Origin of the sequence: Roseofilum capinflatum BLCC-M114, assembly GCF_030068505.1 — a bacterium.
GTDB lineage: Bacteria > Cyanobacteriota > Cyanobacteriia > Cyanobacteriales > Desertifilaceae > Roseofilum > Roseofilum capinflatum.
Genome location: NZ_JAQOSO010000079.1, coordinates 81,833 through 100,906, shown reverse-complemented (window position 1 = coordinate 100,906; position 19,074 = coordinate 81,833). Strand labels below are relative to the sequence as shown.

The following is a 19,074-nucleotide window of genomic DNA, read 5'->3' as shown; positions in this document are numbered from 1 at the left end:
GCTATTTTTTCCGTTTCGATTTTACGATTAAGGAGGCGATCGCCCCAATGAGGAATCCAATCAGCAAGCTTACACTTAAGGCTCCTCCCCAGTGCCATTTGTCCTGGTTCGTTTGGGGCTGTTGCACTTGCGTGGAGAGAACCGCAGCCGCTATACTGGCTGCTGCTAGACCTGTACCGAAGACTTGGATGGTTTCGTTGAGTTGGCGATCGCTCTGGATCTGTTCCTGTTGGCTTTTGGTTTGCTCGATTTGGATTTTGCCTCGGATACTCTGTAACAGATTTTCTAAGACTCTTAAGCCTTGATGGAGGGTTTGGCGATCGCTCTCTATTTGCGGTAGATATTTTTTCTTGACAATTGACGCAAATTGTGCTAAGAACTCTAAATCAGTCTCTGAATTCTGTTGTAATTCTTGCAGACAGTCCTCATAATTGGTTAGGTTAGTGGCGATCGTGTGGGGTTGAATGCCAAAATAGCTGATATTATCCACATAATCCGATAACGTTTCCGTCGTCTTTTGTAACTTCTTTTCCAGTTCCAATAAAGTTAGATCGCGTAAAGTTTTAGCAATCTCAAAGCTCTCCCCATAACGAACCATCATCCTCCGTTTCAGTTCGCGGGTTTGCCAGTATGCCCAATTGATTTTATTGTGGTAGTGAAACAGCTTAATCCAAGTGGGATAACTCTGGTAAAACTGACAGAATTGCCTCACATTGGGGAACAATAACACCAAGATATGCACCGTTTGATCCAAAGATTTCCATTGCGGTGGAGGTTCATAAATTTCGCAACTCTGCGCTCCGAGAAATTCACCCCAAACCTGAGTTGTGGCATCCCAATTTTCCAAGCCAAACACCTCATAAATCTCTTGGATAATGGAATCGCGATCCGCTTGGAAATCAATACAAGCAGAAATAAGCCAAGTTTTACCTAAATATGGACTAGGGGTTTTACAATGATCCTCAGTTCCGTCTGGACATGGATTTAAAAAATCAAGCTTTACAGACTTTTCATGATAGTGTTTCAATTCTTGTAAGCTAGAAACCACGGAAGACGCTTCACGCTCTGGTAAAAACTCATCCGTTTCTTGCGGTTCCTGTTTGCATAAGCTACAATTGACTAATAAACTGTAAGCATCAGACAGACGAACAGGAGTATAGGAACCTCGAAAAAAGCGTAGCTCCGTTGTTTCTTCTGGGCAAAATGTATAAGCATTGCTCTGATAACCGCCCAGGAGTAATAATTCTAGATAAGCGGTAGTCCTTGCAGTTTCTTCGTTGGTAAAAGCCTTGGCTTGCAAATCCTGGAGAGACTTCGGCAACAGTTGCCAAAACAAGCGATGATTTTCCTCAATATTGGTCTGACTATATCCCAATCCTTCACGTAGGGAGTAGACGAATAAATCTAGGTTGGGATAGTAAAATTTAGCCATAAATCAAGATTGAGAACCCGTTAGAGTGTGCAGACATAAGCCTTCAATGATACAGCAGATATAAATAATAATCTGGACGCTTTTGCTTAATGCTTTTTTCCGGGTCACTTTCTGCAAATTTTTGCTTAAATGTGTCCGTGAGATTGGGCGTTTGCTGAATGGGGGCACAAAGATTTTCTAGTTCCAAAGACTCACCTGCGCTCGACCTACCTTGAGACTGACTCGGAGGTGGACGATGTTTATTTTTCTCCGTTTCTGTTCGAGGGATAACTTCTTCTTTTTGTTGTTTTTGCATCCCTTCTTCATAGTCTTCAGATAAGAGACTATTGGAGCTTAAATGCTCTTCAAACTTTAAAATTTCGTCTTCATCCGGGAGTTTTTGAGCCAGGCTACGGAATTCATCAATCAGTTGAGCGGGAATCGGTGATTTGGCTTTGGCAAGAGCATAGAGGGAAGCTCTAAGAATCTTAGCCTCTTGGCTGTTCATGGTGGGAGTCTATTAATGGGGTATGGTTTCTATTATAGATATAGCAAACCTAAATGAGTTATGTAATGACTGCCCCTCATCCCCCAGCCCCTTCTCCCGCAGGAGAAGGGGAGCAGAAGTCCCTCTCCCACGGGAGAGGGATATAGGGAGAGGGCATTTCCAGTTGCACAACTCATTGAGACTAGCTATATTTTTGGGGTTCTGGGTTAAACTGATAAGGGACGTGGGTCTGAGACAGACGAAGCTAGGAAGAGTAAAAAGCTATGGTTGCGCTTTCTGAATCCTATTTTATCAGTCCGGAAGAGTATCTGGACATGGAAGAGAACAATAAGATTAGACATGAATATATTGATGGGGAGCTGTATGCAATGACAGGGGGAACGGATCGCCATAATATAATTGGTGGTAATTTGTATATGTTGATCCGTAATCACTTGCGAGGAACGGATTGTCAGGTGTATTTCAATGATGTTAAGGCGCGTATAGAAAAACGGAATCGGTTTTATTATCCCGATTTAATGGTGACTTGCGATCCCAGAGACCGAGAAACTCCGGTGCATAAGGGATTTCCTAAGTTAATTATTGAAGTTTTGTCTCCCGGTACGGAGGCTTTTGATCGCGGGGATAAGTTTAATGATTATGATACTTTGGAGACGCTGGAAGAATATGTGCTGGTGAATACGAACAAGCAGCGTGTAGATATTTTCCGGCGCAATGGTCAATCGGGATGGTATTTTCAGGCTTATACCCCCGATGGGGAAACCTTTCCGTTACAGAGTTTGGGGTTAACGGTATCGTTTTCCGACTTGTATGAATCAATTGAGAATGAATAGGGTATAAGAAACCGGGGCAATAAGGTAAATATGAGTGAATCAATTTATCTGGATACCAGTATCATTGGTTATTTGACAATCCGACCTAGCAATAACTTGATTGTAATGGCTAATCTAGAAATTACGAGAAGATGGTGGAATAATGATCGACAGAACTTTACTCTGTATATTTCCCAGATTGTTCTTGATGAAGTCGCACGAGGAGATATTGAAAAAGCTCATGAACGACTGGAAATCGTCAAGGACTTTAATTTGTTAGATATCAACGACTCGGTTGAAGACTTAGCGGCTCAGTTTCTCAAGGAGAGTAATTTGCCTCTTCATGCTTCTGATGATGCCCTACACATTTCTGTAGCTACAGTTTATGCAGTCGATTATTTGCTAACCTGGAACTGTAAGCATATTGCGAACGCTCATATCCAAAAAAAACTTCGCCAAATTAGCCTAAAACTGGGATATGAGTTACCCACAATTTGTACACCTTATGAATTGATAGGAGCATAAATGATGTGGAAAGATGAAGTTCTCGAAGAGATTTATCGCATCCGAGCAGAACATGCACAGTCGTTTAATTACAATTTACAGGCCATTTGTAAGGATTTTCGTCTTAAACAACAAGAGCATAATCAACGTCTGATTTCAACGCCTGTCAATCAAATTAAACTCAATTCTGAAGAGTCAGCAAAGTTGTATGCTGAAGTTTATGACACCTGCCGTGAAGTTCAGGAATTGACAGAAACTGCATTAACGGATTGGCCAGAATGACAGGAATATCAATTAACAATTAATATCAAGTCCGGTTAAATAGTTATCATTGCGATCGCAGGGAAGCATTCGCGCTTCGCGCAAGCTTCGCTAACGCTACAATTAGCGAGATGGTTGAGATTGCTTCATTCCGCTTGCGTGACCTTCGTAATGACATACTATAACTGATCCAACGGACTTAATTGTTAATTGTTAATTGTTAATTGTTCATTGCCATGGGTGAGGGTGAAGGCTGCCCAGTAATAGGGGTGAGAATAGAGGGAATCATGGGGAGAAAGTTCACCCTCATTGATTGCTTTTTGTAAGACTTTACTTTTTTGTTGTAAGTCTTTTCCTTGGCGCATGACTCTCCGTCGCCGGTTTTCTTCCTCGATGGTTTCTCCTTCGGTGAGGAAGATTTGTCCTAACTGGTGATACCAGGTGACGAGTTGGGAGGGGGTGAGGTGTTTGAGCCAGTGTTGGGTGTGGTGGAAGGCGCGGGTGGGGGGTTGGTTGTGTTGGGTGAGTTGTCGGTAGAATTCGATCATGAAGAGGGCGTTGGAGCGGTCTTCGACTGTCCAGAGGGTGGAGAGGACTTGACGGGTTCCACGGGAGAGGAAGGCGCTGACTAAACCTACATAGTCGTCATCGAAGGCTTCGCGACTGGTGACGGCGGTTTCGCAGGCGGAGAGGGAGACGAGAGCAAAGGGAGGGAGGTGAAAGTCGCGGTCGATGAGGTCGCGCAGGGTGAGGCTTTCGTCGTCGGTGAGCAGGAGTCGGGAGTCTTGGGGCGCTTTGAAGTCGTGGCTGGCATGGCCGGTAAAGTGGAAGCGGTGATAGGGTTGGGCGAGGTGTTCTTTGAGCGTGTCTGGGGTGGCGTTGTGGCTGGGGATGCGGTGGGAGGGGTGGCAGAGGTGGGCGATGACTTGGGCTTCGAGTTCGGCGAGGGGGAGGTCTTCGAGGGAGTTGCGGGGGGGGTCGGTGAGCAGGGTTGGGCCCTCTCCCCCTTTCATGTCGGCGACAGCCGAAACCGGCTCTCCCACGGGAGAGTTGCCCTCTCCCCCAACCCCCTCTCCCACGGGAGAGTTGCCCTCTCCCCCAACCCCCTCTCCCACGGGAGAGGGGGCTTTTAAGGAGGGAGAGGGGGTTTTTTGGATGCCGACTTGGGCGCTGGGGAGGGTGGTGAGGGTGAAGGTGTCGGGGAAGAGGGTATGGAGAGGAAGGCGGTGTAAGTCGAGGTGGGGGATGAGGATGAGGTGGTCTAGGGTGTTGGGGAGATGGGAACAGAGAGTGGAAATATCGAGGAGTTGTTGGAGTTGTTGGAGTTGTTCGTCGAGGGTTTCGCGCCAGGTGCTGTGGGTGTTTTGTTTGCTTTCGCGGTGTTGTTGGTAGGTGGTTTCCCAGTTGTGGAACCAGCGTTTTAGGGGTTTGGGGGAGGTGGTGAAGGGGATGGGTTCGGGTGCATCGGGGAGGAGGAGGAAGGTGGTGAGGTTTAGGTCGCTGAGATGCCAGAGAATCAGGGCGGTGGTGGGGTTGAGGAGGTTTTGTTGGATGTCGTGATAGGTGGGACTGAGGATATGTTGCTTTTGACGGTCTAAGATCCAGGTGAGATAGAGGTTTTTTTGTTCTTCGGCAGCGCGGAAGGCGGCTAGGAGTTCGTTGTCTTCCAGGAGGACATCGACGCGCATCTGGGCGAAGTAGATGAATTTAATGGCGAGTTGGCGTTTTTGTTGGGAGGATTTATGGGGGTGGTTGAGGAGTTGGCTCCAAAGGTCTAAGCCTTGGTTGCGCCATTCTTTTCGTTCGTCTTTGTTGTTGAGAGCATCGTAGACGCGGATTAGATCTCGGATGAGTTCTAGGTGGTATTCGGGGTTGTAGCCCTCTCCCCCAACCCCCTCTCCCACGGGAGAGGGGGCTTTTTGGTTCTCTCCCACGGGAGAGGGGGCTTTTTGGTTCTCTTCCAGGGGAGAGGGGGCTTTTTGGTTCTCTTCCAGGGGAGAGGGGGCTTTTTGGTTCTCTTCCAGGGGGGAGGGGGCTTTTTTGTCCTCTTCCAGGGGAGAGGGAGCTTTTTGTGGGGGGCTGAGGGTTTGCAGGGCTTGGTGGTAGTGGTTGAGGGCTTTGTGGAAGTCGGAGCGTCCTGCGTCTGGGGGGTAGAGGCTTTTGCGTCCTCGGTAATAGTAGGCGCGACCAATGTAACGGTGCAAGAGTCCCCAACCTTGGGGGTTTTGGTCTTGGGTACAGAAGGTTAAGCCTAGGTGGTAGCTGGCGAGTTCGCCCTCAAAACCCCGTTGGTCGAGTTGGGGATATTGGAGGGTGAGGGTAGAGGGTTGCAGAGGAGCAGAGTAAGAGGAGTTTCCTGCGGCAATTCCTCGGTTTATCCAAGCTTCATGCTTGTCCGGTTTAAACTCCAGTGCCCGGTCGTAGGAGGCGATCGCTTCTTCATTTCTGCCTAACGCATACAGCGCAATCCCCCGGTTGAACCAAGCGTAATGGAAGTCCGGTTTAATGTCCAGTGCCCGGTCGTAGGAGGCGCTCGCTTCTTCATTTCTGCCTAACGCATACAGCGCATTCCCCCGGCCATTCCAAGCGTAATGGAAGTCCGGTTTGATCTCCAGTGCCCGGTCGTAGGAGGCGATCGCTTCTTCTTTTCTGCCTAAGTCACGCAGCGCATTCCCCCGGTTGTACCAAGCTTCATGGAAGTCCGGTTTGCTCTCCAGTGCCCGGTCGAAGGAGGCGATCGCCTCTTCATTTCTGCCTAAGTCACGCAGCGCATTCCCCCGGTTGCGCCAAGCGTCATGGAAGTCCGGTTTGCTCTCCAGTGCCCGGTCGTAGGAGGCGATCGCTTCTTCATTTCTGCCTAAGTCACCCAGCGCATTCCCCCGGTTGTACCAAGCTTCATGGTAGTCCGGTTTAATGTCCAGTGCCCGGTCCCAGGAGGCGATCGCTTCTTCATATCTGCCTAACGCATACAGCGCCACCCCCCGGTTGAACCAAGCTTGATGGAAGTCCGGTTTGATGTCCAGTGCCCGGTCGTAGGAGGCGATCGCCTCTTCTGTTCTGCCTAAGTCACCCAGTGCCACCCCCCGGCCATTCCAAGCGTAATGGTCGTCCGGTTTGATCTCCAGTGCCTGGTCATAGGAGGCGATCGCACCTAAAAAATCACCTTGCATGTACTCAGCCTTACCCCGCTCAAACCATGCCTCTGCCTCGTCTTTCTCCTCTTCCTCCTCTGTTCCCAACCCATCCCCGTCAACCTCCGCTTCTCTCCCTTCCCCTCCCGGTTCCTCCACCACGACCAACTCCTGCGCCAAACGTGCGGCGACTGGCGAGAGTTCCCCCCATGCCAAGTTCCCCAGGTTCTGCAACGGTCTCCCCAGTTCCCGGTGCTGTTCTGGGTTCTGCCGCACGCGCTCGGCAAACTCCCGTAACCAGGCGGTCATCCTGGCTTCTTTGATATTTTTCCCGATCAAGAAGCCTTTAGCGTTGCCCCTTGTCCACCCTTGGTCAACTCCCTCCAACAGTGCCATGAATACGGCTTCGCATTCGGCATTATCCGGCTCAGGAGCAGGCTGTTGCGGGTCGGGTTGTGGGGGTTGGCGTTTTTTGCCGAAGAGCCGGTTTAAGAGACGCATATCAATGAACAATTAATAATGAACAATGAACAATGGGGGAGTGGGGGAGTGGGGGGATGGGGGATTATTGTTTATTTTAGTTGGTTGTAGGGGCAGGTTCACGGGATGTGTAGGATTTCTACAAATCAATGTTGTAAACCTGCCCGATCGCCAATTGATAGGTGGGTTGCCGTGTCTGCGAGGGTTTCTGGTTGGGTGGGGGCGGGTTTAGGGAGTTGATGGGTGGGTTTTCTAGATTTTGGTCTAACCCGCCCCTACAGGGATTGGGGTGGGTTGTCGTCGGGAGATTGCTTGCTGGCGCGGGGGATGACAGAATATGGGGATAATGTTTAGCGATGTTGTTAGGGTGGCGTGATGAAATTGGAGTTTAAGGTTCCGTCGATGGTGTGTGAGGCTTGTGCGAGTTCGGTGGAAAAGGCGATCGCCAAAGCCGATAGCAATGCCCAAGTGAATATTGTCCTGGACACTAAGGCGGTGACGGTGGAAACGGAGTCTTCTGCGGAGGCGATCCAGCAGGCGATCGCCGGTGCGGGTCATACGGTAGCGTAAATTATGGCTTCTCTTAAGTCGGGATGGTTGGCGCGGTTGGTGGGGCGATCGCCGAATCTGTCGATGCGGTTAATGGCGATCGGCATTGCCATTACCCTGTTTTTCGTCATTGTTGCTTTTTTTGCCCCCATTTTCCAGGCTTGGGGATGGTTGCAAGACCCCAGAGAAGCGCTGATGAACCCCCCCCAAGCGCCCCCATCTGCCCAATATTGGTTTGGGACAACCCGGTTGGGCTATGATGTGTTTTCTCGTACTTTGTTTGGGGCGCAAGTGGCGGGGCAAGTGGTGATTTTGGCCACGTTTCTGAGTATTCTGGTGGGCGTTCCTCTGGGGTTGGTGAGTGGCTACAAGGGGGGGAAATTCGATCGCCTGGTCTTATTTGCCATGGATACCCTTTATACGCTGCCAGGCTTGCTGCTGTCGATTACGTTGGCGTTTGTGGTGGGTCGAGGGATCTTCAATGCGGCGATCGCTATTAGTATTGTTTATGTGCCCCAATACTATCGTGTCGTTCGCAACCACACGGTCAGCGTTAAAACGGAACTCTATGTGGAAGCAGCCCAAGCCATGGGAGCCTCCACTTGGCGAATTTTGACTCGCTATTTATTCCTGAATGTGATTCAAAGTGTGCCGGTATTATTTACCCTCAATGGAGCCGATGCGATCATGACGTTAGGGGGTTTAGGCTTTCTCGGTTTAGGGTTACCGGAAGATGTTCCGGAATGGGGACACGATCTGAGATTAGCCTTAGAAGTTCTACCCACGGGCATTTGGTGGACTGCCCTTTTCCCTGGCATGGCGATGACGTTGATGATCGTGGGCTTATCTTTGGTGGGTGAAGGGTTGAATGAATGGGTGAATCCGAAGTTACGCAATCAGATGTGAACCACTTAAGGATTTGATCTCAAGACTGGAATTGTGCTTAAGCTCCCATTCCAGAATAATGCTTTAATCCTTTGCGCCATAACCAACGGTTAGCGGCATAAAAAATCAGTCCCCATCCGATGAGGGTACAGAGGGCGCGACCCCAGTTAACCGGTAGACCTACGAGAACAGAGGCGGGAAAATTAACCAGATAAGGAAAGGGAGTCCACCAGAGAATTTCTTGGATGACGGGGGGAAAGACTTGTAAAGGGGCAATAATTCCGGATAAAAAGACGTATAATAAAGACCAAAATTGTTCTAGGGCGCTGGCTCGTTCTGTCCAAAAGGAAAAAAGGGCGAAGGTATATTGAATTACAAAGCGAACCAAAAAGACGATTTGGGTAAAGATGAGAAAAGAAAGGATCTGTTGCCAACTGGGTATCCAAAAGGCTTGGGGATAGAGGAGAAAAAATAAGAGGACTAAGCCAATGGTAAATGGGATGCGGGCTAGGCGTTCGGCAATGTGGCGAGCGAGGTAATGGGCAACGGGATCAATGGGTTGCAATAATCGGGGTGAAAGTTGACCTTTGACAACTTGTTCTTCAAATTCCCAAATCACCCACACTAATGCTAATTGACGCACGAGAAAGACGCTGAAAAAATAGCGACCAAATTCGAGAGAACTTAAACCAAAATCAGCATTATTGGCGGCTTCAATCCAAACGCCCATGAGAATAAAGGGTAAGCTGTTGGAGATGGCCCATAAAAAGAGTTCTGCCCGATATTCAACCATGTGGGCATAATAGGTGTCGAGAAAGGTTTGGGTTTTTTTGAGGATGAATTTCATGTTGCGATTCCGGTGCGAAAGACTCGGCCAATAATTTCCTCGATGGGAGGGTCGGTAATTTTGAGATCGACAATTTCTAAGTCAGCGAGAATACGAGCAATGGTGGTGGTTAAGGCTTCCCGTTGGACGAGAAAGCGGACTTGGTGACCGGCGATCGCCTCAATTTCGCCATAGGGTTCTAATTCTGTGCTTGAATAGTCTTGGGCTAAGTCTACTTGGACTTCTCGATAGGGTGCAAAGCGATCGAGCAGGGTTTGCAAGGAGCCATCATAAACCAATTCTCCTTTGTGGATTAAGAGGACGCGATCGCATAATGCGGTAATGTCAGCCATATAATGACTGGTTAACAAAATTGTCGCCCCATAGCGCTGATTGTATTCGCGCAGAAACTCCCGCACATTCTCCTGAGCGTTTACATCTAATCCTAGGGTCGGTTCATCTAAAAATAGCACTTGGGGCCGGTGTAGCAAAGCGGCTAAGAGTTCTGCCTTCATGCGCTCCCCTAGGGACAGTTTACGCACGGGTTGCGTTAATTTCTCCTGTAAGGAGAGCATTTCTGTGAGTTCTCCTACACGCTGGCGAAACTCGGAGGTGGACAACTCATAGACGGCTGCATTAATTCGCAAAGAATCCATGGCTGGCAAATCCCACAACAACTGTTGTTTTTGCCCCATTACCAGCGTGATATTGCGTAAAAACTCGGTTTGTCGCTTAAAGGGAATATACTCCCCCACGTTGACTTGGCCGCCGGAAGGATGGACTAAACCGGTCAACATTTTTAAGGTTGTGGTTTTTCCGGCTCCATTCGCGCCTAAAAACCCCACCACTTCACCGGATTCGATCTCAAAGGAAATATTTTTGACTGCTTCGACTTGGCGGTACTTCCGTTTCCAGAAGTGCTGTAATGTGCCCTGAAGTCCCGGTTCCTTAATCGCGACGGGATAGGTTTTACTCAGGTGATACACTCCAATCAGAGGATGACCCATCTCCCTTGCCTGGTAAATGTTGACATTCTTTATGGTAGCTAAAGTTTTTGCCTAATAGTGAATTAATCGTTGGCTTGCAATCTACAATGCTACGGGTAAGGGTTGCTTTTCCTTGAGAGGATAACCCTGTTGTTGAATCTCTTGTTGTAAGGCTTTGACTCGTTTTTGGGGTGCAGGATGGCTGGCGAGAAAATCCCAATTGCGACTGGAATCTTGGCTTAAACGGTTGAAAAAGTCGATCGCGCCCGCGACATGACCATAGGTTTGATAGAGTAAGCTGAGACCAAAGCGATCGGCTTGAGTTTCCTGGGATTGGGAATAGCGGGAATTGCTAATGGCGACGAGTAAGGTGCTGGCATCGTTGAGCCAGTCGAGATTACCAAATAGGGTGGTCAGGGCTAGACGGACGACTAGGGTGCGTCCTAACCGTCTCAAGTGATCGCGATGGGCAAAATGGCCTAATTCATGGCCGAGAATCATCATCAGTTCGTTTTCGGATTCGACGTTTTCTAGGAGTCCTTGGAAGATGATGACGACATCTCCGGGAATGGCGATCGCATTCACGGTGGGTTGATTGACATACAATACTCGATAGTCGCGATCGCCGTCGTCTAAATGAGTTTCTAAGCGATCAAGTAGTTGGTTGAGGGTGTCTTGCTCTACGGAGTCTTCTGCTTGCTGCTCATACACTGGCACAATTAGAGCGCCGAGCTTTTGTTCTACACTGACGGGAATGCGGGTAATGGCGAAATCGGCGATCGCTAATCCTCCCCAAATGGTGAGGGCGATCGCCAGCACGAACAAACCCACAAGGATCAATAACTGGCGGTTGCTCGTGGGAGGATTGCGATCGCTCATCGTTCACTATTCTTAATCATTACTTTTAACCGGACGGAACGGATATAAAAAGTTGAGTAAGGGATAAATTCCACGGGTTTGAATCCATAAGCGTCCTTGGCCGCTAAAGCGACAAACCAGACCTTCTCCCCCTAAAATTCCCGTTTTCAAACTCTTAAAACTTAATCCGCCAATCATCTCCACATTATAGTTTAAAGTGTCTTCAAAAGCAACCACATAACCCGTATCCACGACATAATCGCCTTTGACCGGAATTTCAATAATTGCCCCATAGGAACTAAACCAAAAATCACCTCTTCCACTGGCTCGCAATAGAAACAAAGATTCCCCACTAAAAAAGCCTTTGAATCCCTGGAAGTTGGTGTCTATTTCAATGGTGTCACTGCACGCCACAAACCCAGAAGATTGCACCATCAAGCCCTTAGAGCCATCCAGGGCATAATATTCAATATCCCCAGGCACTCCCGGAGAAATATATAATGCGCCGCCTTGTTTTTCGGCAGTAAACTCATTAATAAAGAGAGACTCACCGCCTAACATTCTGCCCACACTCTTGAGCATCCCGCCCTTCATTTTTGACTGCATAGTAATGCTCGTATCCATGGCAGCCATAGCGGACGCTTCCACTAATACCTTTTGTTGGGGCCGTAAATTCAGCACCAGAGAGGCATAAGCGGGGGAATGGTCAATGGTATAACTAAATTGTGACATAAAATTCACTCATCTATATCGTTTTTTTCATCTTGCCCTCTCCCTTTCATGTCCGCTTTGCGGAAAATCTCTCTCCCAAGGGAGAGGGACTTGCCCCCCCTTCTCCCTTGGGAGAAGGGGGGTTGGGGGGATGAGGGCAATGGTGGGTAACTCATGGGCAAACCTTAACAGCAATTATCTACGCTCAGGCAACTGAGAGCCAACGGTAAATCCAAAGCTGCCTGGATTATGGGTTTGGCAGTAAACTTTTCCCTTGCCTTTGAATCGACAAATGAAGCCTTCACCGCCAAAAAATGCACCCAACCAACTAGAATTGGCTTTACCAATTTCAAAATTCAAACTGCGCTCAAAGGCGACAATATGGCCCGTATCAACAATATATTCTCCATTCACTTCAATCTCATAAATGCCACCAAATGAAGTGAGAATGACGGGGCCGACTCCTGACATTTTCAACCAAAAAATAGATTCACCGGAAAAGAAGGATTTAAACCCTTCAAATCCTAAGTCAAGAATTACATCCGAGGCACAAGCTAAATAGGAGGCAGCTTGTACCACTAATTCCTGTCCTGTCATCTCGTAAACCATGACATCTCCCATCAGTTGAGGAGCCAGAAAAATTTCCCCATTTGGGGTGGGGGAACGAAACACACTTAAAAAGAGAGATTCTCCCCCTAACATGCGTTTGAGTCCTCCCATAATACCGCCCCCTTTCCCTTGGCGAAGGGTGGTGCTGGAGTTGATAGAGCCACTCATGGCTACCATTGCGCCAGCTTGAGCAACGACTTCTTCGCCACTGTTGAGGGTGACTTTGGCGATCGCGCTATCGGGCTGTTTGAGCAGTTCAATATCCATAATCTTTAATTGCGTACCTTGGGACGTAAAAAACTAACCAAACCACTAACACTTCTTGATTGCAGGTAAATCACGCCTTTACCTTTCAGACGATTGACAAATCCTTCACCGGAAGTAATTGAACTAATTAGACCTCCCGATAAACCAATACTCATTTTAATATTGGGACTATAGGCAACTAAATGGCTATTATCAACAATAAATTCTCCGGATACACTCTGTTGGCTGATGCCCCCATAAGCGCCAAAAAAGACTTTTCCTTTACCACTGACTTTGAGCTTAAATAATCCTTCACCCGCAAACCAACTGGCTAACCCTGCCCAACGTACCCCTAATTGAATGTTGGCAGTGCTGGCAATATAAGCTCCTGGTTGTAAGCAGAGTGAATTTCCCGTTAAATCAACGCATTCAATATCGCCAATTAAGGATTGGGTGAAGACTACGGTTAAGGGTTTTTGGGTGTGATTTTGAAAGCGATTGACAAATAGGGATTCGCCTCCCAAAAACTTCCGCACTAAAGCAGAAAAGAATCCTCCAGAAAACTCGGTTTTCATGGATAATTCTGCATCCATGCTCGTCATCGCTCCTGCTTCAGCGATGATTTGTTCTCCAGGATTTAGGGTGACAAAAATAGCCGCAAATGCGGGTTTATAGCGAATTTCATAGGGCACAATGTTTAACCCCCTGTGGGATACTCTTGAGTTACCGACAGGGGTAGCATGTTTTCCTCGGCTGGAGGGGATTTTTTTAGGTTTGCTTTAAGTTTCCGTTACTGACTGTAATTAAAAACCGATTAAAAGCGATCGCTCTCTGGAGCAGTTCCTCCGGGATTTAATCCGGGTTGACTGAGGAAGAAGTTTTCAGCACTATCATTCTGATACACGCAGTTCACCTTGGGGTTACCGTCAATGCTGCCCGTGTAACCAAACGTATTCATACGATTCTTACAATCGTTAAACTTATCACGGGGCAGTAGATTGCGCTGTTCTAAAATGACCCAGTTATTGCGCCTGAGTACACATCCCGGTTGCATCGCGGGTTGAGAGATATAGACACTAAAGGGGTTTAAGGTGACATAGAGACGAGCGTCCATCACCATGGCGCTGGCTCCATATTTGACACACAATTCTGGATCGGGGGCACTGCGATCGATAAAATCACGGGAAGCCACATTTTCCGGCGATAGGGTAGTGGTGGAGCTAAAGGCGATCCCAATCCCGATCCCCAGAACAAAGATCCCTCCCATCAGAGCCACCAACGTATAGTTAAAGGGAGAAGATTTCGGGCCAAAATTACCGGTTGATTTGCGTCTTGAGCTGGTTCGAGTCATAGATTTTAGGTTACCACACAGGAAAGGGAGAAGCGGGGTTAATTCCCTCTCCAGTCTAGTATGACGAGTTTCTTCACAGATTGCCCACCGATGCGATCGCCTGAGCCTCCCAGACTCTTTTGCTTCGTGCCACGAAGCACTATAGTAAAACAAAGGCCATACCTGGCTAAACCCATTTTCTTGCTCGTGTTAGGAGAACACATCATGTCAATTCTATTTCAATTATCCCTATTTGCCTTAGTTCTTTTATCCTTCGTTTTAGTGGTGGCTGTTCCCGTCGCCTATGCTCTGCCCCAAAACTGGGAACAATCTAAACCCTTGTTATATGTTGGCTCTGGCTTCTGGGCGATCCTGGTGATCGTGGTGGGCATCTTGAATTTTTTTGTGGTCTAAGGGTTTGAGTCTGGGTCAATCCTTAGTTCTCCTTGACACTAACGGTTGACCCTATTTATGGAGTATTTAAGGAAAGAGCAAAACCCGGTTTTCCCTCTTGCCTTTTGCCTTTTGCCTCTTGCCTCCCCTAGTTTAGAGGCTTAACTGGTGACCAATGCCCATTACCAATTACCACCCAAAACGCTATAACTATGACAGTTTTTGAGGGAACATTTACCCAGACCGAGGGACTGCGGTTTGCCATTATCATTGGTCGGTTTAACGACCTGGTAACGGGAAAACTACTCACTGGGTGTCAAGATTGCTTAAAAAGACATGGGGTAGACATCGACCCCCATGGGACTCAAGTGGATTATATCTGGGTTCCGGGGAGTTTTGAGATCCCCCTAATGGCTCGACAAATGGCGATCGCCCATCAATATGATGCCATCATTTGTTTAGGAGCCGTGATCCGAGGCGATACCCCCCACTTTGACTATGTATCGGCTGAAGTCGCCAAAGGCATTGCGGCGGCTGGATTTCAAACCGGAGTCCCTGTAATCTTTGGTATCCTCACCACCGATACCCTACAACAAGCCTTAGAACGGGCGGGAATTAAAAGTAACCTGGGTTGGAATTATGCCATGAATGCCCTGGAAATGGCCACCCTCATGCGTCAGATCCCAGGATCTCAACCCTCCTAGTGCTTTTTACTTAATACCCCTTCTCGTTTCCCCTGAACTGAATTTTTAGACTAGGGGACTGGTATAGAAGTGCAAAAATAGGGTATTATAGAATGTCTGTGTTATAAGCAGATGGGGTGATTTCCAAGCCAACTTGGAAAACAACCCTGTAGAGGTTTGGAGGCTGCGAAAATGCGTGTCCCCACTGTAAACCCCAGCATAAAGATACGGAGATAATTACTAGGAAATCATTCGCATGGTCAATCAGGAATTAACGGCTACAGACATTGGTTTTACCCACGAAGATTTTGCGGCACTGCTCGATAAGTACGATTATCATTTTAGCCCCGGCGACACCGTAGCAGGTACGGTGTTCAGTCTGGAGCCAAGGGGCGCTCTGATTGACATCGGCGCGAAAACCGCAGCGTACATTCCCATTCAGGAAATGTCCATTAATCGCATCGATACCCCCGATGAAGTCTTACAGTCCAACGAAACTCGTGAGTTCTTCATCCTCACCGATGAAAACGAAGATGGACAACTAACGCTCTCCATTCGCCGCATAGAATACATGAGAGCTTGGGAACGAGTGCGGCAACTGCAAGCAGAAGATGCGACAGTCAGGGCCCAGGTATTCGCTACAAACCGTGGGGGAGCCTTAGTCAGAATTGAAGGGCTACGGGGCTTTATTCCCGGCTCCCACATCAGCACCCGCAAACCCAAAGAAGATTTAATGGGCGAAGAGTTGCCCTTAAAATTCTTGGAAGTTGATGAAGATCGTAATCGTCTGGTTCTCAGCCATAGAAGAGCGCTGGTAGAACGGAAGATGAACCGCCTAGAAGTGGGCGAAGTGGTCTTGGGTATGGTACGCGGTCTCAAGCCTTATGGGGCCTTCATCGATATCGGTGGAGTCAGTGGACTGCTGCACATTTCCGAAATTTCCCACGACCATATCGACACGCCTCACAGTGTGTTCAATGTCAATGATGAGATCAAAGTGATGATTATTGACTTGGATGCTGAACGGGGTCGGATCTCCTTGTCTACTAAGCAACTTGAACCCGAACCGGGCGATATGGTGAAGAATCCTGATTTGGTCTACGATAAGGCCGAAGAAATGGCAGAGCGCTATCGTCAGAAACTCCGCGCCCAGGCTGAAGGAATTGAACTGCCGGAAGAAGGCGCGAGTGCAACGGTGGAAACGGTTGAAACTCCTGTAGAGGAAAGTGCTGAAGAAACGGCAGAATCCCCAGAAGCCTCAGTTGCTCCTGTAGAAGAGGTGGCAGAAGCGCCAGCAGAGCCAGAACCCCAGGACGAAGTTGCGGACTCTGAATCATCCGAAGAACCGGAAGCAAAACCGGAAGAGACTTCATCCGAAAACCCAGAGGAAGAGTTGGCTGCTGCTGAATAAAAGCCAAGGGAGGAGATATGAAACCCTGGTGTGGGTGGGCCAGTCCCACCCAGCTTTTTATTGGTAAATTTATGACAGGGGGAAGTTGCCGGTTTGGTTACTGAGCAAAGTGGAAGTGGGGTGACGGTGGTCTGTGGCGATCGCCAATTTGAAAACACAAGCGCTATCCTATTCGATAAGGATGGAACGCTGGCCCATTCAGAACCCTATTTACGCCATCTAGCCCAACGGCGATCGCGCTTAATTGATGCCCAAATCCCTGGCGTAGGAGACCCCCTATTGATGGCCTTTGGAGTCGATGAACAGGGATTTAACCCAGCCGGATTAACCGCCGTAGGGAGTCGCCAAGAAAATAAAATTGCGGCTGCGGCCTATGTTGCCGAAACCGGGCGCAGTTGGCTCGAATCCTTAGAAATTGTCTCCCAAGCCTTCCAGGAAGCCGACCAGGTGATGCAAAATAAGGCCGAGGAAACCGTGGTACTCCCTGGAGTCGCGGCAGTATTCGACCGTTTGCGACAATCTGGCTTAAAACTGGGTGTGGTGTCCTCCGATATCCGTGAGAATATAGAAAAATTTCTCGATTTTTATCACCTGAGAGAGTATATCGAAGTCATTCAAGGAGCAGAACCCCACCTCACCAAGCCCAATCCACAGGTGTTTTGGTCAGCTTGTCAACAATTGGGAGTCCCTCCACAAGAGGTGCTGATGGTGGGAGATTCTCCGGGAGATTTTACCATGGCTCGCCAGGCCAAAGCGGCTGGAAGCATTGGTGTAGCTTGGGGATGGAGCCGATCGCCGAATCTTAAACAAGCAGATGTGGCGATCGCCAAATTAGACGAAATACAAGTAATCAGTTAAATTGGAATGTTAGCTAGAGTTAGGGATTTTCCCCCTCTACACAATTGAATCAACATTTATGGAAACCCAGATCTGGGTTCTGTAGTATCTCTGGGCAAGAGATAAGAATCACTTGATTCTCGTTCACCATCATGAAATAAAAGGAGACCTTTCCTTGGTTCGTCGTTATTTATTTACCTCAGAATCCGTCACAGAAGGACATCCCGATAAAATCTGCGATCAAATCTCAGATACCATTATCGATGCCCTTCTGGCCGAAGACCCCGCCAGCCGCGTCGCTGCCGAAGTTGCTGTTAATACCGGATTAGTCTTAATCACCGGTGAAATCACCTCCCAAGCCCAAGTCAATTACATTGATTTGGCGCGGAAAAAAATTGCCGAAATTGGCTACGTGCATAGTGAAGGCGGCTTCACCAGCAACAGTTGCTCCGTCCTGGTTGCCCTTGATGCCCAATCTCCCGACATCGCCCAAGGGGTTGATGCAGCCGCAGAACAGCGCGAAATGTCTTCAGAAGAGCGCTTTGACTCCACCGGTGCTGGAGACCAAGGGTTAATGTTTGGGTTTGCTTGTAACGAAACCCCCGAATTGATGCCCCTGCCCATTAGTTTAGCTCACCGCATTTCTCGTCGGTTAGCCGCAGTCCGCAAAACCGGGCAACTCTCCTATCTGCGTCCTGATGGTAAAACCCAGGTCACCGTTGCCTATGAAGATGGGAAACCGGTGGCGATTGATACGGTGTTGATTTCTACCCAACATGCATCCAGTATTGGCGAATTAACTGATAACGCAGAAATTCAGAAGAAAATTAAAGCGGATCTCTGGGATGCCGTGGTACTTCCTGCATTTGGGGATTTAGAGATTAAACCCGACAGTTCAACCAAATATTTTGTTAATCCTACCGGTAAGTTTGTCGTGGGTGGCCCTCAAGGGGATGCCGGTTTAACGGGACGAAAAATTATTGTTGATACCTATGGTGGCTATTCTCGTCATGGTGGCGGTGCGTTTTCCGGTAAAGACCCCACTAAAGTAGACCGTTCTGCGGCCTATGCTTGCCGATATGCTGCCAAAAATATTGTGGCGGCAGGACTGGCAGAAAAATGTGAAGTGCAATTGGGTTATGCCATTGGCGTTGCTCGTCCCGTGAGCATCATGATTGAAACCTTTGGCACAGGTAAAGTCGATGATGACCAGTTGCTAGAAGCGGCGAAGAAAACCTTTGAGTTTCGTCCGGCTGGAATTATTGAAACCTTTGGCTTGCGGACACTACCGAAAGAACGGGGCGGGCGCTTCTATCAGGAAGTCGCTGCCTATGGTCATTTCGGACGCAATGACTTAGATCTACCTTGGGAAAAAACCGATAAAGTGGAATTACTCAAGGAAGCTTTAGGCACAGCAACTACCGCAGGTTAATCGGTTTTGAAAACCAGTAGTGCCGTGACAACCCTAAAATGGTGGGTTACGGCGGATTGATAGATTGCTATCACAGTCTAGGTTTTAGCCGCCTAACCCACCCTACGCTAATGCACATTTTTAGCTGTGTCACGGCACTACGCTAATGCACTATTTTAGCTGTGTCACGGCAGTAGGGTGCGTTATTGATGCACCCTGCTTGTCTGCTCAA

The 19,074-nt window shown here is 48.3% G+C and carries 19 protein-coding genes and 1 pseudogene; 10 read left to right on the top strand and 10 right to left on the bottom strand.

The features are described from left to right. Nucleotide 1 precedes the first annotated feature (1 nt). Together PMG25_RS13995 and PMG25_RS13990 are read right to left on the bottom strand one after the other, a co-directional pair. Complete coding sequence (locus PMG25_RS13995) at nt 2–1,432, bottom strand: hypothetical protein (protein WP_283767518.1); 1,431 nt, start codon at nt 1,430–1,432, stop codon at nt 2–4. Between the two features lie 43 nt (nt 1,433–1,475). Continuing rightward, nucleotides 1,476–1,919 carry a hypothetical protein gene (locus tag PMG25_RS13990; protein WP_283767517.1) on the bottom strand — a complete coding sequence of 148 codons (444 nt, stop codon included), beginning with the start codon at nt 1,917–1,919 and terminating at the stop codon, nt 1,476–1,478. Nucleotides 1,920–2,182: 263 nt separating this feature from the next. Between PMG25_RS13990 and PMG25_RS13985 the strand changes: the two genes are divergently transcribed. The 3 genes from PMG25_RS13985 to PMG25_RS13975 are packed head-to-tail and all read left to right on the top strand — an operon-like array spanning nt 2,183 to nt 3,517. Then, complete coding sequence (locus PMG25_RS13985; protein WP_283767516.1) at nt 2,183–2,752, top strand: Uma2 family endonuclease; 570 nt, start codon at nt 2,183–2,185, stop codon at nt 2,750–2,752. 30 nt (nt 2,753–2,782) lie between these two features. Next, nucleotides 2,783–3,256 carry a type II toxin-antitoxin system VapC family toxin gene (locus PMG25_RS13980; RefSeq protein ID WP_283767515.1) on the top strand — a complete coding sequence of 158 codons (474 nt, stop codon included), beginning with the start codon at nt 2,783–2,785 and terminating at the stop codon, nt 3,254–3,256. Beyond that, nucleotides 3,257–3,517, top strand: a complete 261-nt coding sequence (locus PMG25_RS13975) for a hypothetical protein (RefSeq protein WP_283767514.1) — start codon at nt 3,257–3,259, stop codon at nt 3,515–3,517. It begins immediately after the preceding gene. Nucleotides 3,518–3,702: 185 nt separating this feature from the next. Here the strand turns inward: PMG25_RS13975 and PMG25_RS13970 are convergent, their stop codons facing one another. Continuing rightward, nucleotides 3,703–7,128: a CHAT domain-containing protein gene (locus tag PMG25_RS13970; RefSeq protein WP_283767513.1), complete on the bottom strand. Its 3,426-nt coding sequence runs from the start codon at nt 7,126–7,128 to the stop codon at nt 3,703–3,705. Nucleotides 7,129–7,482: 354 nt separating this feature from the next. Here PMG25_RS13970 and PMG25_RS13965 point away from each other — a divergent pair, with 354 nt between their 5' ends. Then, entirely contained in the window at nt 7,483–7,677 is a 195-nt protein-coding gene (locus PMG25_RS13965) for a heavy-metal-associated domain-containing protein (protein ID WP_283767578.1), read from the top strand. A 3-nt stretch (nt 7,678–7,680) separates the two neighbouring features. Then, nucleotides 7,681–8,562: an ABC transporter permease gene (locus tag PMG25_RS13960; protein WP_283767512.1), complete on the top strand. Its 882-nt coding sequence runs from the start codon at nt 7,681–7,683 to the stop codon at nt 8,560–8,562. 37 nt (nt 8,563–8,599) lie between these two features. On the opposite strand, the gene PMG25_RS13955 is transcribed toward PMG25_RS13960, so the two are convergent. From PMG25_RS13955 to PMG25_RS13925, 7 genes are all read right to left on the bottom strand, one after another. After that, entirely contained in the window at nt 8,600–9,388 is a 789-nt protein-coding gene (locus tag PMG25_RS13955; RefSeq protein ID WP_283767511.1) for an ABC transporter permease, read from the bottom strand. Further along, nucleotides 9,385–10,374: an ABC transporter ATP-binding protein gene (locus PMG25_RS13950; RefSeq protein ID WP_283767510.1), complete on the bottom strand. Its 990-nt coding sequence runs from the start codon at nt 10,372–10,374 to the stop codon at nt 9,385–9,387. Before PMG25_RS13950 ends, PMG25_RS13955 begins: the two co-directional genes overlap by 4 nt. A gap of 81 nt (nt 10,375–10,455) precedes the next feature. Further along, the gene (locus tag PMG25_RS13945) at nt 10,456–11,232 is read right to left on the bottom strand and encodes a M48 family metallopeptidase (protein WP_283767509.1); all 777 of its coding nucleotides are present in this window, start codon (nt 11,230–11,232) and stop codon (nt 10,456–10,458) included. Nucleotides 11,233–11,244: 12 nt separating this feature from the next. Continuing rightward, nucleotides 11,245–11,943, bottom strand: coding sequence for a TIGR00266 family protein (locus PMG25_RS13940; protein WP_283767508.1), 699 nt, complete (start codon nt 11,941–11,943; stop codon nt 11,245–11,247). A 174-nt stretch (nt 11,944–12,117) separates the two neighbouring features. Next, the gene (locus PMG25_RS13935) at nt 12,118–12,798 is read right to left on the bottom strand and encodes a TIGR00266 family protein (protein ID WP_283767507.1); all 681 of its coding nucleotides are present in this window, start codon (nt 12,796–12,798) and stop codon (nt 12,118–12,120) included. A 5-nt stretch (nt 12,799–12,803) separates the two neighbouring features. Next, on the bottom strand, nt 12,804–13,469 hold the full coding sequence (locus PMG25_RS13930) for a TIGR00266 family protein (RefSeq protein WP_283767506.1): 666 nt from the start codon (nt 13,467–13,469) through the stop codon (nt 12,804–12,806). 122 nt (nt 13,470–13,591) lie between these two features. Then, nucleotides 13,592–14,128, bottom strand: coding sequence for a DUF3172 domain-containing protein (locus PMG25_RS13925; RefSeq protein ID WP_283767505.1), 537 nt, complete (start codon nt 14,126–14,128; stop codon nt 13,592–13,594). A gap of 204 nt (nt 14,129–14,332) precedes the next feature. On the opposite strand from PMG25_RS13925, the gene psbZ reads away from it, so the two are divergent. The 5 genes and pseudogenes from psbZ (at nt 14,333) to metK (ending at nt 18,863) form a co-directional block, all read left to right on the top strand. Next, nucleotides 14,333–14,521, top strand: a complete 189-nt coding sequence (psbZ, locus tag PMG25_RS13920) for a photosystem II reaction center protein PsbZ (protein ID WP_283760624.1) — start codon at nt 14,333–14,335, stop codon at nt 14,519–14,521. A 191-nt stretch (nt 14,522–14,712) separates the two neighbouring features. After that, nucleotides 14,713–15,183, top strand: a pseudogene (ribH, locus tag PMG25_RS13915) (6,7-dimethyl-8-ribityllumazine synthase); the annotation flags it as partial. Nucleotides 15,184–15,439: 256 nt separating this feature from the next. Beyond that, the gene (locus PMG25_RS13910) at nt 15,440–16,594 is read left to right on the top strand and encodes a 30S ribosomal protein S1 (RefSeq protein WP_283767503.1); all 1,155 of its coding nucleotides are present in this window, start codon (nt 15,440–15,442) and stop codon (nt 16,592–16,594) included. A gap of 93 nt (nt 16,595–16,687) precedes the next feature. Then, nucleotides 16,688–17,452: an HAD family hydrolase gene (locus tag PMG25_RS13905; protein WP_283767502.1), complete on the top strand. Its 765-nt coding sequence runs from the start codon at nt 16,688–16,690 to the stop codon at nt 17,450–17,452. 154 nt (nt 17,453–17,606) lie between these two features. Then, the gene (gene metK, locus PMG25_RS13900; RefSeq protein ID WP_283767501.1) at nt 17,607–18,863 is read left to right on the top strand and encodes a methionine adenosyltransferase; all 1,257 of its coding nucleotides are present in this window, start codon (nt 17,607–17,609) and stop codon (nt 18,861–18,863) included. Nucleotides 18,864–19,074 lie beyond the last annotated feature (211 nt).

What these genes read in the sequence shown, in the direction of transcription:
- PMG25_RS13980 (WP_283767515.1), top strand. Translation starts at nt 2,783, where the DNA reads ATGAGTGAATCAATTTATCTGGATACCAGTATCATTGGTTATTTGACA.
- PMG25_RS13965 (WP_283767578.1), top strand. Translation starts at nt 7,483, where the DNA reads ATGAAATTGGAGTTTAAGGTTCCGTCGATGGTGTGTGAGGCTTGTGCG.
- PMG25_RS13925 (WP_283767505.1), bottom strand. Translation starts at nt 14,128, where the DNA reads ATGACTCGAACCAGCTCAAGACGCAAATCAACCGGTAATTTTGGCCCG.
- PMG25_RS13995 (WP_283767518.1), bottom strand. Translation starts at nt 1,432, where the DNA reads ATGGCTAAATTTTACTATCCCAACCTAGATTTATTCGTCTACTCCCTA.
- PMG25_RS13960 (WP_283767512.1), top strand. Translation starts at nt 7,681, where the DNA reads ATGGCTTCTCTTAAGTCGGGATGGTTGGCGCGGTTGGTGGGGCGATCG.
- PMG25_RS13940 (WP_283767508.1), bottom strand. Translation starts at nt 11,943, where the DNA reads ATGTCACAATTTAGTTATACCATTGACCATTCCCCCGCTTATGCCTCT.
- PMG25_RS13935 (WP_283767507.1), bottom strand. Translation starts at nt 12,798, where the DNA reads ATGGATATTGAACTGCTCAAACAGCCCGATAGCGCGATCGCCAAAGTC.
- PMG25_RS13910 (WP_283767503.1), top strand. Translation starts at nt 15,440, where the DNA reads ATGGTCAATCAGGAATTAACGGCTACAGACATTGGTTTTACCCACGAA.
- psbZ (WP_283760624.1), top strand. Translation starts at nt 14,333, where the DNA reads ATGTCAATTCTATTTCAATTATCCCTATTTGCCTTAGTTCTTTTATCC.
- PMG25_RS13975 (WP_283767514.1), top strand. Translation starts at nt 3,257, where the DNA reads ATGATGTGGAAAGATGAAGTTCTCGAAGAGATTTATCGCATCCGAGCA.
- PMG25_RS13985 (WP_283767516.1), top strand. Translation starts at nt 2,183, where the DNA reads ATGGTTGCGCTTTCTGAATCCTATTTTATCAGTCCGGAAGAGTATCTG.
- PMG25_RS13990 (WP_283767517.1), bottom strand. Translation starts at nt 1,919, where the DNA reads ATGAACAGCCAAGAGGCTAAGATTCTTAGAGCTTCCCTCTATGCTCTT.
- PMG25_RS13955 (WP_283767511.1), bottom strand. Translation starts at nt 9,388, where the DNA reads ATGAAATTCATCCTCAAAAAAACCCAAACCTTTCTCGACACCTATTAT.
- PMG25_RS13970 (WP_283767513.1), bottom strand. Translation starts at nt 7,128, where the DNA reads ATGCGTCTCTTAAACCGGCTCTTCGGCAAAAAACGCCAACCCCCACAA.
- PMG25_RS13945 (WP_283767509.1), bottom strand. Translation starts at nt 11,232, where the DNA reads ATGAGCGATCGCAATCCTCCCACGAGCAACCGCCAGTTATTGATCCTT.
- PMG25_RS13950 (WP_283767510.1), bottom strand. Translation starts at nt 10,374, where the DNA reads ATGGGTCATCCTCTGATTGGAGTGTATCACCTGAGTAAAACCTATCCC.